Here is a 14,581-nt window from a genome sequence, read left to right as displayed (position 1 = left end):
CCCGCGCGCTCACACGGCCAGCGGCTCCAGGTCCCGGTACACCCGCCGTTCCGCCAGGGTGAAACGGGCGATGCCGTTGTTCTCGCCGAGCTGCTTGCGCAACCCCTGCAGTCCCCTGACGGCGTTCTCGCGAAGCTCCCGGGCCTCCTCCTGGCGGCCGAGGGCGCCGAGGGTGAGGGCGCCGTTGCCGACGACCGCCAGGGCCTCGGGGTGCTGGGTGCCGAGAACGGCGCGGAGCGCCTCGATGCTGACCCGCTCCCGTTCCCAGGCCTCCTCCAGCCGGCCGCTCTCGGCGAGCACGATGGCGTAGTTGGCGGAGCAGAACTGGGTGTGCGGGTGGTGGGCGCCCAGCACCTCGGTCATGCGCGCCAGCACCTTCTGGAACACCTCCTCGGCCCGCTCCCGGTCACCGCAGCCCCAGTGGAAGACCGCGAGGTTGTTCATCGCGGTCTGGGTGTAGGGGTGGGCCTCGCCCGGCTTCTTCACGTACTCGGTGAGCACCTTCTGGGCGACGTCCCGCGCGGCCGCCGGATCCTCGGCCGCGAACAGGTCGGCGGCGAGGTTCAGTTCGCAGGCGAGCGAGTCCGGGGTGGACGCGGTGTACTGCGTCCGGTACTGCTCCAGCGTCGCGGTCGTCAGCCGCAGCGCGTCCTCCAGCTCGCCCGACCGGCGCAGCGACACCGCGAGCGACTTCGCGCACCGCAGCGTGCCCGGGAAGTCCTTGCCGAGCACCCGCTTGTGCTGGTCGTACGCCCGTGACAGCACGGTCACCGACGCGCTGTACTCGCCGACCTCGCGCAGGTCGCGGCCGAGGTTCTCGGCGGACGAGAGCGTGTAGATGTGATCGGCGCCGTGCACCTGGGTGCGGCGGGTGAGGGTGACGTCGTCGATCTGCCGGGCGTCCCGGTACCTGCCGACCATGCGCAGGGCCAGCGCCAGGTTGTTGGCCGCGTTCAGGGTGCGCGGGTGGGCCTCGTAGAAGAGGTCGCTGAAGCCGTCGTGCGCCTCCTTGGCCAGTTCCACCGCCTTGGTGTACTCGCCCAGTGCCGCGAGGTCGCTGGACAGGCCCGAGGTGGTGATGAACGTGTGCGGATGCCGGTTGCCGAGCAGCCGGCGCTGCCGGGCGAGCACGTCGTCGTCCATCTCCCGCGCCTCGACGTACAGCCCCTGGGAGCGCAGCACGTTGGCGAGCTGGCAGCGCAGGTACAGGTACTGCTCGTCGTCCTCGCCGAGGGGCTCCTTCCAGTGGGCGAGGAGTTCCTCGGCGAGCCGCTGGGCCCGCGGGAACTCGCCGCGCTTCCAGAGGTAGCGGACGCGGTCGATGAGCAGCCGGCGCGGCTCCGCCTCGGTGCAGTTGCGGACGTCGGAGGCGGTCAGGTGCGGCCAGATGATGTCGAACTGCGGCCAGTTCTCGCGGTTGTCGGTGGGTTCGTCGCCCTTGGGGCGGGCCCCCCTGAGGATCTCGTGCACCGTGTGCCGGGCCTCGCGCCGCTCCTCCTCCGACATCTGGGAGCGGATCACCGCCTGCACGAGCCGGTGCACCTGGATCGAGCGGGAGATCTGGTCGACCTTGGCCAGGGCGAGCTGGCCGATCTCCCGCACCAGCTGGCCGATCAGCAGACTCTCCGTGAGGCGAAGGGCGGTGAGCATCTCGTCGCTGTCGTAGAGCAGTTCCGAGGAGATCGGCTCGGCGGCGAGGAAGGCGCACAGCTGCAGCAGCCGGACCGAGGCGGGCGAGCGTTCCTTCAGGCGTTCGATGGAGATGTTCCAGGTGGCGGCGACCGTCTCGGGGTAGTCGGAGGGCTGGTTGAGCCCCATCACCGCGGCGGTCTCCTCGGTGAGGCGGCGCAGGTACTCGGCCGTGGGCATGGCGGTCTCGGCCAGCCAGGCGCCCGCCTGCTCCACCGCGAGCGGCAGGTCCCCGACGGCCTCCGCGACCTGGTCGGCCTCCGCGCGGCTGAGTCCCGGGGCGCGCCGGGACAGGTGCTCGACGCTCTCCTGCCGCTGGAAGACGTCGACCGGAAGGGTCTGCGCCTTGTCCGACCACGACTGGTTGCGCGAGGTGACCAGGATGTGGCCGCCGCCCGCGGTCGGCATGTAGCCGGCGAGGTCCTCGGGGTCGTCGGCGTTGTCGAAGACGAGGATCCACCGCTTGGTGGGGTTGCCCCGGGAGAGCATGCGCACGGTTTCCTTGCTGGCCAGCGCCATGTCCTCACCGCCGGGCGCGCCGATGCGGGAGCCGAGCTCGGCGAGCGAGGCCACCACGTTGTCGACGTTCTCCGACGGCACCCACCACACCAGGTCGTAGTCGGCGCCGAACCGGTGCACGTACTCCAGCGCGATCTGTGTCTTGCCGACCCCGCCCATGCCGAACAGCGCCTGGTGCTGCGGCAGGACGGCGGTCATGCCGCTGCGCAGCTGCTCCCGTACCTTCTCGAGGATGTAACCCCGGCCGGTGAAGGTGTTGTTGCGCTGCGGCACGTTCCAGTGGTCGGGTACGTGGCCGGGGAACCGGGGCGCGGCCAGGCCGCCCTTCGGCAGCTGGGCGGGCAGTTCGAGCGCGCCGAGCAGCGCGACCTCGCAGCCCGCCTCGTCGAGTGCGTGCAGGTCGATCAGGTCGCTCTGGTGCTGGTACGACTTCGGTGGCTGGACCTCGTCGACCCGCACCGGGATCGGTGTCGCGGGGAGCCCGTCTCCGACGGCCGGGGCCGGCAGGACCTCGGTGTGCCGGGAGTCGTAGAGCGCCCTGGACCACAGCACCAGGACGTGGGTGCCGGGGTCGGGGGAGGCGAGCGGTCCGGTGGCCAGGTCGTGCAGGGTGACGGCGCAGCCCGCCCGGCGCAGCAGCGACTCGACCCAGTCGGCCCACATCCGGTTCTCGGCCGCGTAGGCGATCGCGACCCGTGTCTCGGAGGTCTGCGGCCGGCGCCGGATGAACGCGTCCCGGCAGCGCAGCCGCACCGCGTCCGGGATCTGCGGCAACGCGGTGACCTCGTTGTCGGTCACGAACGCGGTGAGCCGCTCGAACGCGGACAGCAGCGACTTCGGGTCGCCCTTCTTGTCGCCGACGACGGCGAGCGTCTCCTCGTACGCGTAGTAGGGCTTGTACGGGATTTCGACGCTGCCCCAGTAGGCGGTGACCTCGTCGGCGCTCAGCTGCTCCCCGCCCGGTCCCTTCGGCAGACCGGCGAACTTCGTCCGGGCCACCGCGCGGCCCGCCTCGACCTTGTCCTTCTCGCCGTCGTCGACGCGCATCGGCACCGGCAGCACCCGGATCCGCCGCCTGCGGCTCTCGTCACCGACGCTGTACGCCACGTCGGCGGCACCGTCCAGGGCCTGGTCGCTGAAGGTGAAGCAGTCGACGAGGACGTCGGGCATCTGGAGGGTGCAGATGTCCGCGGTGTCCGACCGTCCGGTGCGCGAGTCGATCAGCACGTAGTCGTACGACCGTTTCATGCTGTCGCGCAGCGCCTCCAGGAACGTGCCGCCGCCCAGGCGGTCGTAGAAGTTGTCCCACTCCAGGGAGGACGCCGTGCCCGAGTAGGCGCGGAACTGCTTCCCCGCGGAGAGGAAGTCGAGCGAGCCGCCGTTCTCGAAGCCGAGCCCCTGCCGTTCGGGGGAGAGCGAGACGGCGTGCTGCTCGACGTCGGCGAACTCCAGGTGCCAGGCACCCGTGCGGCTGACGCCGTCCGTGGCCGCCCAGGCGTAGTCCTGGAGGATGTTGAGGACGCCCCCGGTGGCGGCGAGCACGTTGGGATCCAGGAACGGATGGAAGAAGCGGTCCAGTCCCGGTGCCTCCAGATCCCAGTCCACGGCGAGGACGCGTTTGCCGTTGGCGGCGAGGATCCAGGCCGTGTTGGCCAGCGCCATGGTCCGTCCGGTGCCGCCCTTGTACGAGTAGAAGGTGATGATGCGTCCGTCCGTTGCGGCCGTCATGCCTCTCCTCCGGGGTCGTCTCCCGTGTCCGGGTCGGACGATGGGTAGGGATCCGCCAGGCTGGGTCTGGGTATGTGCGGGCCCGGAGGCAGCCGGACCTCCGCGTTCTTCAGGAACTGCCGGGTGGTGTAGGCCACCACCTCGGGGAGCACCCTGTTGAAGGACTTGAGCGTGGGCACGCCGTTGACCGCGGTCCGGTTGTCGTTGTGCCGCGCCCGCTCCAGGACGGCCGGCATCACCCGCTCCAGCTCCTGGGCGAGCCGGCGCCCCTCGTCCCCGTGGTTCTGCAGGTCCGCCCGGCAGCGCGGCACGATCGCGCTCACCCACGGGCGGGCGAACGCGTCGAACATCTTCAGCCGGTGCCGGCGCTCCTCGTCGGTGAGCGCCCACTGGTCCACGAGCAGGATGCCCGGCTGGGGTCCCCCGGGTGCCCGCGGTTCCTCCCCGGGGTTCTCGTCGTCGAACGCGACGACGGTGACCCGGTAGTCCAGGGAGCGGATCAGATCCTCGGCGTGCGTGGACAGCGCGCGTGTCGATTCGGTGAGGTACGGGTTCCAGTCCAGGGCGTCGTCGCCGTAGGGCTGGGCGTCGCGGTGTTCCGGGACGGTGTCCTGGGTGGGGGCGGCGACGGTCAGCCGGATGTGCCGGGTGCCGGTGCCGCGCGGCTTGAAGGCGCTCGGTGTGCTCTCGTAGTCGCGGGGGCGGCCGGGCGGCAGCCGGGACTCGCGGGCCGCCTGGACGATGCGCTCGGCGAGGCCGAACACGGTCTCGTCGTACTCGTCGTGCAGCCGGCTGAGTTTGATGAGTCCGTAGATGCCGTTGGTGAGGTAGCGCCCGCCGGACGACGAGTGCTCGACGTGGATGTGCCGTACGGAGTCGGGGAGTTCGCGCATGTCGACCCGTGTCCACAGGGCGGGCACGATGGCCGAAGCGGTGGCCGTGCCGGCGGTCTTGGCGTGCAGCATCCGCTCGTGGAAGGCGTACCACTCGCGGCCGCACATCTCGCTGGAGAAGTAGCGCGGCGAGTACAGCGGCACGAACACCCGGCAGCTGGCGAGGTTCTCGCTCAGCTTCTCGGGCCAGCCCTCCCCGGAGCGCATCTCCCGGTCCATGAAGCCGGCCGGTGATCCGGCGGGCAGGTCGGTGAGCGCCATGATGTGGCTGCACAAGTCGTTGTACAGCACACGTACCCAGTGATCCGGGTCGCCGCTCTCCGCGCTCCACGGCGGAGTGTGGGCGTACGACAGGAAGAAGTAGGGCCGGTTGTCCAAGATCCGGTCCTGCGCCCGTTCCCCGATGTCCACGCGTCCCCCCGCTCGGCGGCAGGATGCTGGACGGCCCCCGTCGCCCATGCCTCCGCCGGACTCAACAATGTGCCTGACGGATGCCGATTCGGTTCATTGCTTTCCGGCCAAAGCACGGCGATATGCAGACATCTGATCCCTGGCGTGGCCCACCACGTCCCGCATGGAGCAGAGGAGGACCGCCTTCGACGCCCACTGCGCCTCGGTGAGCAGCCCGCGCGGCAGGCCGGCACCGATCGTGCCGAAGTCGCTGTCGTCCAGCGCGAGATCACGGTACGAGACCCAGTTCCCCTTCTCGCCCACCACGCACCGGTAGGTGCGCCGGGGCGGCCTGGGGCGCATCAGGTACTCGGCGTAGTGGAGCGCGCTGCACACCTCGAACCCGACCCGCAGCAGCAGGATCTGGGCGTCGGCGGCGTACAGCCCGGCCATCGGGGAGAGCCGGCCGAGATGGCTGCGCAGCGGGTGCCGTCTGAGCAGCTTCGGTGCCCGCGCGCCGAGCCCGGCGAGGGAGGTCTGCGGGTGCGCGCTGCGTACCGCGCCGAGGGTGGACCGCACGCACTCGGCGAGCGCCCCCATCGTCGGGCACTCGGTGGCGTCCGGGTCGAACGGCGGCATCGCCCCGCGGTACTCGGCCGCCTCCCGGTCGCTGAGCCCGGCCACCGCCTCCCGGTGGGCCCGGGAGGTGTCGGAGTTCTCGGGTGTGAAGGCGGGCACGATCAGCGTGCCCCGGGGGCCGAGCGCGGCCAGCAGCGCGTCCCTGACCAGCTCCGGGGCGGTACCGGTACCGCTCAGCGAGGCGTGCACCATCAGCACGCCGCCTTCTCGGATGCCCAGCGACCGCAGGACGTCCGTGAGCTGCTCCATGCGTGGATCCTCCGTCATGGCGTGCGGACGGCGTCCCGCCACTGCGACCACATGCGGGCCACCAGCACCGCGCCTGTGGACGTCAGCTGCGACTCCGGCAACAGGGTGAGCGCCGTGAGCGCGTCGGCCGCCTCCTCGTGCGCCCACGCGCCCAGCGCCTCGTCCGCCCGGTCGAGCAGGGTGCCCGCGGGGCTGCCCGGCGGATGCAGGTCGGCCGTCTCGCGCAGCGCGGTGAGCCGGGCCCGGCGGCCGATGCGCGGCAGCTCCCGGGCGAAGTCCTCGGGCTTCACGTCCACCGCCACGCCCAGCGCGCCGAACCCGTGCGCGCCGAGCAGCAGACCGCTGCCCGCCTCCAGCGGGGTGAGGACGGTGGGGCGGAACACGTCCGGGTCGGCGGGCCGGTCCGAGGCGTCCTTCTCCAGCAGTTCGTAGGCCCGGCTCAGCCGTTCGGTGAACTCGCCGCAGGCGAGCGGCGGGGCGACCGGGACGGGAAAGCAGTCGCGGTAGGGGTCGGCGTCGTCGACGAGCGGCCCGTCCCCGACCAGCAGCCGCCCGAGCGGGCGCCAGCGTGCGGAGGCCGGCGCCTCGTCCAGCCGGACCCAGGTCCCGTCGGGATCCGGGCCCTGCCCGCCCCGGCCGCGCACGCGGAAGGCGTCCGGCGCCACGGTGACCTCGATCCGGCCCGGGGCGTCCAGCCGGTATGTGCCCCAGGTGGGCAGGTGCAGCCGGGGACCCGGTTGGTTCCAGGACAAGGTGGCCCGCGCACCCGCCCGCAGGGCCGCCGCGACGGTCAGCGCCATGAACCGGGCGGTGTCGGCCGGGCCGCGCAGCGAGCGCTGGAGGCCGGTGCGCACGTAGGGGTGGGCGAGGACCCGGTCCAGGTGCGGGGCGGCCTCGGGGTCGGCGTCCAGGGCCAGCAGCAGCCGCCAGGCGTCCGCCCGGTCCGGTCCGGACGTCAGGTGCTCCCGCACCCGGCGGAGCAGCACCCGGTTCAGCTCCAGCTGGGCCCAGGCGAGCCGCGTGGTCCCCAGCACGGCCGGCGAGAAGCCGCGGTCGGTCACCCGGTCGGCGATGCCCTCGACCAGGGACCGCAGATCGGCGCAGAAGACGCTGGGGTTGTCGAAGCCGTTCCCGGAGCTGTAGCGGTGCCCGTACAGGCCGCCGCCGCAGGACCGTACGACCGGGCAGCGCCGGCAGGTGTCACTGATCCCGTCCGCGCCCGTCTGCCGGGCCCGCACACCGGGGTGCGCGGCGAACTCCGAGAAGCCGTGCCGGAAGACGTCGTACCCCGTCTCGGGCGCGCCCGCGTAGGCCGTCTTGAGCCAGTCGGCCTGCTCGAAGGTGCCGTCCGTCTCGATCACCGCGAGGTCGCTGGGTGCCAGTCCCATCGCCTCGGTCAGCGGCGGCCCGCCGCGCAGGGTGCTGAGGACCGAGTCGAACGTCCGCACCGGCATCGGGCGGCCCTGCTGCTCCCAGCGGTCGAAGACCGCGAGCAGCCAGTCGGCGTAGGGGGTGTCGGCCCCGGACGGGTTGGGCGGCGGGCTGTCCCAGGTGGAGTGCGGAAGCAGGTAGTCGATCCGGGGCGGGGCGAGCTCGGTGAGGGCGTCGTGCACGGCGACCGGGTCGTTGGCCACGTCCACCGTGCACAGCACTCCGCTGAACAGGTGACGGTACTCGGGTTCCTGGAGCAGCCGGATGCCGCGGACCACCCGGTCGTAGCTGCTGCGGCCCCTGCGGTCGAGCCGGTGCCGGTCGTTGGCCGCGCGGTCGCCGTCGAGCGACACGCTGACCTGGACCCCGAACTCCCGGCAGATCTCCAGATGACGGCGGTTGAGGGTGACCGCGTTGGTGTGCATGCGCAGGTCGAGCGTGGTCAGCGGGGAGAGGGCGCCGGTGAGCTGTTCGCAGACGTCCCGCAGCCGGGCCGGGCCGACCAGGAGCGGTTCGCCGCCGTGCAGGATCACCGAGACGGACTCCAGGCCCCGCTCGACGACGTACTCCGCCAGCCGGGAGGCGACGGAACGCACGGTCTCCGGCCGGATGAAGGTGGGGCGGGACTGCCAGCTCTGGTCGGCGTGCTGATACACGTAACAGTGGTCGCACAGCAGATCACACCTGCTGTGGATCTTCAGGACCAGCTGTCTCAGAGGTGGGCCGTCGGGAACCTGACTCGTCACCGGAGCAAGTCTGGCAGGCTTCCCACCCCCGGGGTGCCCCAAACCGGATTACTGGCGGGAACATTGACGCACCATCGGCGCACTGACGTGGGTACGAACGGCGCGCGCTTCCGCCGGCGCACCCACGTCCGGGTGTTGTTGCCGCGTCGTCGAACTGCTTCAGGCCGCCGAGTTGAACGTGACCCGCCGGTCCGAACGGCGGTCGGGGACGTCGGTCACGCGGCCCGCGTGGCGCGCCGCGGCGGCCGAGTACGGGTCGATGTCCTCCAGGCGGGTGCGCCGGGGAGCCGGCGAGGCGATGGGGGAGTTCGTCACGTTGCGCATGATGTTTCGTCGCTCCGGTTCGGGTGCGCGGAACCGGGTCTGGTCCCGATGGTGCGGACCCTATACCAGGAATGCCCCGCGAACCTCTTGTGCACGAGGCCGCTTTGCCCGCTGATTGTCTTCTCAGACCGGTTGTTCGGGGCGCGCGCATGCCTCAGGGGGCGCGCGGGGAATTCGGGGGGCGCCATGGGGGCCGCTGCTACGCCGGTACCGAGCATCACGCTCGGCGACCGGGATCTGCCGCCGTTGTTCCGAGTGAGTGACCAGTGGGCGTTACGTCATCAGAGTGACTCGTTCCGCGCGGTGCGTACGCACCTGGTCCTGCTTCTCATGGCCACCACGGCCGCCGTCCTGACCGAGCAGGCCTCGGGGCACGTCATGACGGTGCTCGCCGCGGTCCTGTACGGGCTGACCATCGCCCTCGGCCTGAACACCTCGCGCCGCCGCTCCCGCGCCCACTGGCAGACGCACCGGGCCGCCGCCGAGCTGCTGAAGTCGCTGGCCTGGCAGTACATGGTGCACGGCGGTCCCTTCCGCTCCGATGTCGCCGACCCCGACGCCGTGTTCGCCGAACGCCTGGAGGAACGCCTGCGCGAACTGCGCAAGTGCGGCTGGGAGGACCCCCGCGGCGGACCCGTGGAACGGGGGGAGGGGCAGATCACGCCACGCATGCGCGCGGAGCGGGCCAAGTCGTACGCGGCGCGCAGGGACCTCTACCTGCGCGACCGGCTGCTGGAGCAGGCCGTCTGGTACAAGAACCGGGCCGCCCGCGCGCACCACGCCGCGGCCCGCTGGTCGGCCGCCACCGCGGTCCTGACCCTGCTCGCCCTGGCCGCCGCCCTGCTGCGGACGGTCGGCCTGCTCGGCGGCGCCGACCTCGCGGGGCTGCTCAGCGCGGCCGCCGCGGGAGGCGTGGCCTGGCAGGAGGTACGGCGGCACGGCCCGCTGACCTACGCCCACTCCCTCATCGAACAGGACCTGGAAACCGCCCGGATCGCCATGGCCACGACGGTGACGGAGGCGGGCTGGGCGGAGGCGGTGGGGGAGGCGGAGCGGCTGATGTCCCCGGCGCACACGGAGTGGCTGGTGCGCTTCGGCACCTGACGCCCGGCTCCCTCGTGGCCCCGCCCCCTCAGGGTTCCGCCCCCTCGTGGCCCCGCCCGCGGCCGGGCCGGCCGGCGTCAGTCCCGCCGCACCCCCGTCCGCCACAGCACCTCCACCGGCACCCCCCTGCTCCGGGCGTAGGCCACCACGTCCCCGGTGCCGCCGTGGCCGCGTGCCGGGCGGCCGTCCCACACGGCGACCAGGTGGTCGCAGTGGTCCACGAGCCAGCAGCCCGCCGCGAAGTAGGCCTGTTCGTGAGTCGGCTGGACGGGCAGGTCCACACGGGTCGTACAGGATCTCAGGAGCCTGCGGTAGGCGGCCCGGGCCTCCTCGTCGTCCAGATGGGCCTCGTAGTCCATGCCCGGGATCACCGCCGTCAGCGGGATGCCGTGGGCCAGGGCCGTCTCGGCGAACAGCTGGTCGGTACCGGCCGCGAGACAGCTCAGCGCCTCCAGCTCCGCTCCGGGGCGGCCGAACCGGTGCCGCAGGGCGGCGCGGACGACGGGCAGGACGGACGCCGGGATCACCCGGTGTCCGGTCACGCCGACGCGGGTGACGGCCAGGCGGGGCGCCGCCGCCGGCCCGGCGAGGTGCCCGGTGAGATCGGCTGTCACAGGACGTCCCCTCCCGTCACCATCGGTGGGTCCACCCTAGACGAGGCCCGACGAGGGGCGGCAAGGTGCGCGGGGGGCGCACCGGTTCACATCGGAGCCGGCGCCCGGCCGCGGGGACGGCCCGGCCGGTGCTCAGGCGGCCAGCGGGTTCAGCACCAGGGGCTCGATGCGGCCCTCCAGCATCGCGCCGATGCCCTGGACGACGCACACGTCCGGTCGTTCCGCGATATGGACCGGCATGCCGGTGGCCTCGCGCAGCAGCTGGTCGAAACCAGGCAGCAGCGCCGACCCGCCGACCATCATGATCCCGCGGTCGGCGAGATCGGCGACCAGGTCGGGCGGGCAGTCCCGCAGCACCTTGCCGATCCCGTCCAGCACGCCGGTGAGGGGCGTCTGGATGGCGTCGCGCACGGCCGCTGTGTCGACCCGCACGCTGCGCACGAGGCCGGTGGCCACGTCCCGCCCGTGGATCTCGGTGGAGGACGGGCCGTCGGGGGTGAGGCCGTTCCCGGACAGGGCGAGCTGCAGCGGCCGGACCGACTGGCTCGGCAGCATCAGCTCGTGCTCGTGGCGCAGGAGCTGCACGATCGCACGGTCCACGGCCTCGCCGCCGACCGGCAGCCGCTCGGCGCACACGATAGACCCGAGGGAGAGGACCGCGACCTGCGTCGCCGCCGCCCCGCAGACCAGGATCATGGTCGCCTCGGGCCGCTCCACCGGCATTCCGCAGCCCACGGCGGCGGCGATCAGCGTGTCGACCAGCTCCACCCGCCGCGCGCCCAGCCCCGCCAGCGTCTCGATGGTCGCCCGCTGGGCCAGCGGATCGGCGTCGTGCGGGGTGCAGGCCGCCGCGCGCAGGCGGGGCTTGCGGCGCAGGGAGCGGCGGATCTTGTCGCCGAGCAGATGGCGCAGCATCCGCTGGGCGATCTCGATGTCGACGACGGTGCCGCCCGAGATGGGGCGCACCACGCGGATGTAGTCGGGTGTCCGGCCCGTCATCCTCTCCGCGAACTCGCCGACGGCGATCAGGGCTCCGGTCCGCGTGTTCACGGCGGCCACGGACGGCTGGTCGACGACCAGGCCCATGCCCTTCACGTACACCCGGGTACGGGCGGCCCCCAGATCGACGGCGAAATGGCAGCGGCGCAACTGCTCCAGACTGACGGTCACGGCAGATCCTCTCGAGTGCGCGGGCCGTACGCGGTGGCACCGCCGGTCGGCGGCCTGCTTCGCATCCTCCGGGGGATTCGTACGGGCCGCCTTCGGGAGGGGGCCGGGCGGGGAACGGCTGAACGGGTGTCCCCGCCCACCGGGCGCGCGTGGCGTCGCGGAGGGGACGCGGTCAGGGCCGGGGGTGGCCCGTGATGCCCCTGATCACGCCCAGCTCCAGCAGGTCCTGCGGCCTGATCCGGAGCTGGCCGGCGGTGGCCTCGACCTCCTCCGGGGGCCGCTTGAGGATCGCCGCCGCCAGCTCCGGGGCGATGACCGAGAAGTAACTGTCGGGCGTGGCCCAGGTGTTGCCGGGCGCGGCCAGCGCCAGCGCCCCGCCCGAGCCGCCCTCGCCGATGACCAGGGTGGTGATCGGCGTCCGGGCCGCCGCCACCGCGCCGAACAGCTCCGCGATCGCCGATCCCACGCCCTGCCGTTCGGCCTCGGCGTCGTTGGCGGCGCCGGGGGTGTCGACGAGGGTCAGCACCGGGATCCCCAGCCGGTCGGCGAGGCGTATCAGGCGGCCGGCGGTCCGGTACCCGGCGGGCCGGGTCGCCGTACCGGTCTGCGCGGCGAAGGCGACGGTACGGCCGTCCCGTTCGCCGAACCCGCACAGCATCCCGTCCGGATCCGCGCCGCCGCACCGGTCCCCGACCAGGGCGACCCGGCGGTCGCCGAAGCAGGCGTCCAGGTAGGCCAGGGCGCGCGGCCGCCGCGGATCCCGGGCCCGCTGGACGGCCTGCCATCCGGTGGCGGGCAGCCCGCGGTCGCCCGGGGCGGGTGGCGCGGTTCCGCCCGGGGTGCCCGGTGCGGTCCCGGCCGGGGCGGGTGGTGCGGTCCCGGCCGGGGCGGGTGGTGCGGCGGCGGACGGCGGGAGCGGCTCCGGCGGGGCCGCCGGGGCCGTGGCCGGGTTGGTGAGCAGCCGCAGCCACAGTCCGAGCGTCGCCCTCAGCTCCGCCGGCGCCACCACGGCGTCCGCCGAACCCGCCGCGACCTGGGCGTGGGCGGTGTACGCCGCGGGATCCGCGTCCGGCGGGCGAACCCGGGAGCCCGCGAAACCCACCTGTGCGCCGGGCAGCGCCAGGATCACGTCGGCACCGGCGCCCAGGGTGGCCCAGCCGCCGCCGGTCGTCGGATCGCGCAGGACCGCGATCTGCGGCAGCCCCGCCTCCCGGGTGAGCACCGACTGCCGCGCCACCCGCTGGAGCTGGGACAGGGCGAGCATGCCCTCCTGCATCCGGCTGCCGCCGGTGGCGACCAGCGGGACGACCGGGAGCCGGTGGCCCCGGGCATGCCGGTACGCGGCCTCCAGCCGGTCCCCGGTCCGCTCGCCCAGCGAGCCGCCGAGGAACCCGAACTCGAACACGATCAGTACGGCGGCGGTGCCCTCGACGCGGGCGGTGCCGACGACGACGGACTCCTCCTCGCCGGTGCGCTCGGCGGCGCGGGCGCGCGCGTCGTCGTAACCCTGCCAGCCGAGGGGTCCGTCGGGCCGGGACCGCGGTGCCGGGGGCGGGAGTTCGGCGAAGCTGCCGGGGTCGGCGACCAGGTCGAGGAACTGCCGGGCGGAGAGCCGTTCCGGCCGCGGCTCAGACACCCAGGGCCCGCTTCATGATCTTGCCCATGTCGTTGCGGGGGAGGGCGTCCAGGTAGCGGACGGTCCGCGGCCGCTTGTGCGGGGCCAGCCGGCCGGCCACGTGGTCCGCCAGCTCCCTCTCCCCGGGCGGGGCCCCGGGATCCGCCGGGACGATCCAGGCGACGATCCGCTCGCCCAGGTCCGGGTCCGGCTCCCCGGTGACGGCGGCCTCCCGCACCCCCGGGTACTCCAGCAGCGCGTTCTCGATCTCGCCGGCCCCGATCTTGTAACCGCCGCTCTTGATCAGGTCGGTGGCCTTGCGGCCGACGATCCGCACATAGCCGTCCGGTTCGCGCACGGCCATGTCGCCGGTCCGGAACCAGCCGTCCGCGGTGAAGGCGGCGGCGGTGGCGTCCGGCCGGTTGAGGTACTCGGTGAACAGGTTCGCGCCGCGCACCTGGATCTCGCCGACGGTCTCCCCGTCGTACCGCGCGATCGCCGTGCCGTCCTCCTCCACCAGCCGCAGTTCGACCCCCGGAAGCGGCACGCCCACGGTCCCCGCCCGGGCCTCGCCGTCCGCGCGGACACTGGTGTTCATCAGCGTCTCGGTCATGCCGTACCGCTCGACGACCCGCCGCCCGGTCGCGGCCGCGATCCGCTCGTGGTCGTGGACGGGCAGCGCGGCCGAGCCGGAGACCAGCAGCCGGGCCCGGCCGAGGGCCTCCGCCAGCGCGGGGTCGCCGGGCAGGGCCTCGGCGATCCGGTGGTACATGGTGGGGACGCCGAACAGCATCGTCGCGCCGTCGTTCAGTTCCCGGGTCACTCCGTCGGTGTCGAACCGTCCGAGATGGCGGACGGCGCCGCCGCGCCGCAGCGGTCCGAGGACGCCCAGCACCAGCCCGTGCACGTGGAACAGGGGAAGTCCGTGCACGAGCACGTCGTCCCCGGTCCACTGCCAGGCGTCGGCCAGCGCGTCCAGCGTGGCGGCGAGCGCCCGGCGCGGCAGGACGGCGCCCTTGGGCGGGCCGGTGGTGCCGGAGGTGTAGACGACCAGGGCGGGATCGGCCTCGGTGGTGCGGGCCTCGGGCACCGGTCCCGAGGCCCGCACGTCGACGTCGACACGGGGCAGGGCGGCCACCGCAGCGGGGAGTGCGGCCCCGGGCGCGGCCAGCACCGCGGCCGGCGCGCTGTCCGAGAGGATGTGCGCGAGTTCCTTGTCGCCCGACTTCGGGTTGAGCGGTACGGCCGCCCTGCCGGCGAGCAGGGTGCCGACGACGGCGACGGCCGTCTCCAGTTCCGGGGTCGCCCACACGGCGACCCGGCCGGCGTCCCGGACGCTTCCGGCGACGGCGCCCGCGGCGGCGGCGAGCTGCCCGTACGTCAGCGACCGCGCGCCGAACCGCAGCGCGACCTGCTCGGCCGGACCGCCCACCAGGGCCGGAAACAGAAGCGACACGCGACGACTCCTCA

The 14,581-nt window shown here is 73.4% G+C and carries 10 protein-coding genes; 1 reads left to right on the top strand and 9 read right to left on the bottom strand.

What is annotated here, in order from left to right; all coding sequences use genetic code 11:
- Positions 1–9 precede the first annotated feature (9 nt).
- The 5 genes from fxsT to ACFY3I_RS34925 form a co-directional block, all read right to left on the bottom strand.
- Entirely contained in the window at positions 10–3,936 is a 3,927-nt protein-coding gene (fxsT, locus tag ACFY3I_RS34945; protein WP_390865014.1) for an FxSxx-COOH system tetratricopeptide repeat protein, read from the bottom strand.
- A complete protein-coding gene (locus ACFY3I_RS34940; RefSeq protein WP_390865013.1) occupies positions 3,933–5,240 on the bottom strand; it encodes a TIR-like protein FxsC in 1,308 nt (435 codons plus the stop codon). Before ACFY3I_RS34940 ends, fxsT begins: the two co-directional genes overlap by 4 nt.
- A gap of 93 nt (positions 5,241–5,333) precedes the next feature.
- On the bottom strand, positions 5,334–6,107 hold the full coding sequence (locus tag ACFY3I_RS34935; RefSeq protein WP_390865012.1) for an aminoglycoside N(3)-acetyltransferase: 774 nt from the start codon (positions 6,105–6,107) through the stop codon (positions 5,334–5,336).
- 14 nt (positions 6,108–6,121) lie between these two features.
- Positions 6,122–8,284: a radical SAM/SPASM protein FxsBH, inactivated beta-hydroxylase extension form gene (fxsBH, locus tag ACFY3I_RS34930; protein ID WP_390865010.1), complete on the bottom strand. Its 2,163-nt coding sequence runs from the start codon at positions 8,282–8,284 to the stop codon at positions 6,122–6,124.
- 159 nt (positions 8,285–8,443) lie between these two features.
- Positions 8,444–8,599: a hypothetical protein gene (locus tag ACFY3I_RS34925; protein ID WP_365290031.1), complete on the bottom strand. Its 156-nt coding sequence runs from the start codon at positions 8,597–8,599 to the stop codon at positions 8,444–8,446.
- A 195-nt stretch (positions 8,600–8,794) separates the two neighbouring features.
- On the opposite strand from ACFY3I_RS34925, the gene ACFY3I_RS34920 reads away from it, so the two are divergent.
- Complete coding sequence (locus tag ACFY3I_RS34920; RefSeq protein ID WP_390865009.1) at positions 8,795–9,712, top strand: DUF4231 domain-containing protein; 918 nt, start codon at positions 8,795–8,797, stop codon at positions 9,710–9,712.
- Between the two features lie 77 nt (positions 9,713–9,789).
- Here ACFY3I_RS34920 and ACFY3I_RS34915 read toward each other — a convergent pair whose 3' ends face one another.
- The 4 genes from ACFY3I_RS34915 to ACFY3I_RS34900 all read right to left on the bottom strand — a co-directional run bounded on the left by ACFY3I_RS34915 (position 9,790) and on the right by ACFY3I_RS34900 (position 14,567).
- Positions 9,790–10,326 (bottom strand): hypothetical protein, encoded by a 537-nt coding sequence (locus tag ACFY3I_RS34915; protein WP_365290035.1) that lies wholly within the window; start codon positions 10,324–10,326, stop codon positions 9,790–9,792.
- A gap of 132 nt (positions 10,327–10,458) precedes the next feature.
- Complete coding sequence (locus ACFY3I_RS34910; RefSeq protein WP_365290036.1) at positions 10,459–11,496, bottom strand: rod shape-determining protein; 1,038 nt, start codon at positions 11,494–11,496, stop codon at positions 10,459–10,461.
- A 172-nt stretch (positions 11,497–11,668) separates the two neighbouring features.
- Complete coding sequence (locus ACFY3I_RS34905) at positions 11,669–13,132, bottom strand: carboxyl transferase domain-containing protein (RefSeq protein WP_390865008.1); 1,464 nt, start codon at positions 13,130–13,132, stop codon at positions 11,669–11,671.
- Positions 13,125–14,567, bottom strand: a complete 1,443-nt coding sequence (locus tag ACFY3I_RS34900; protein WP_390865007.1) for an acyl-CoA synthetase — start codon at positions 14,565–14,567, stop codon at positions 13,125–13,127. The genes ACFY3I_RS34905 and ACFY3I_RS34900 overlap by 8 nt, the downstream gene beginning before the upstream one ends.
- Positions 14,568–14,581: the final 14 nt, after the last annotated feature.

This window comes from Streptomyces sp. NPDC001068 (genome assembly GCF_042897315.1).
In the GTDB taxonomy this organism is placed as follows: Bacteria; Actinomycetota; Actinomycetes; order Streptomycetales; family Streptomycetaceae; genus Streptomyces.
Note: the sequence above shows the minus strand (reverse complement) of the source record. Positions and strands in the feature narration are given on the sequence as shown.

What these genes read in the sequence shown, in the direction of transcription:
- fxsT (WP_390865014.1), bottom strand. Translation starts at nt 3,936, where the DNA reads ATGACGGCCGCAACGGACGGACGCATCATCACCTTCTACTCGTACAAG.
- ACFY3I_RS34935 (WP_390865012.1), bottom strand. Translation starts at nt 6,107, where the DNA reads ATGGAGCAGCTCACGGACGTCCTGCGGTCGCTGGGCATCCGAGAAGGC.
- ACFY3I_RS34920 (WP_390865009.1), top strand. Translation starts at nt 8,795, where the DNA reads ATGGGGGCCGCTGCTACGCCGGTACCGAGCATCACGCTCGGCGACCGG.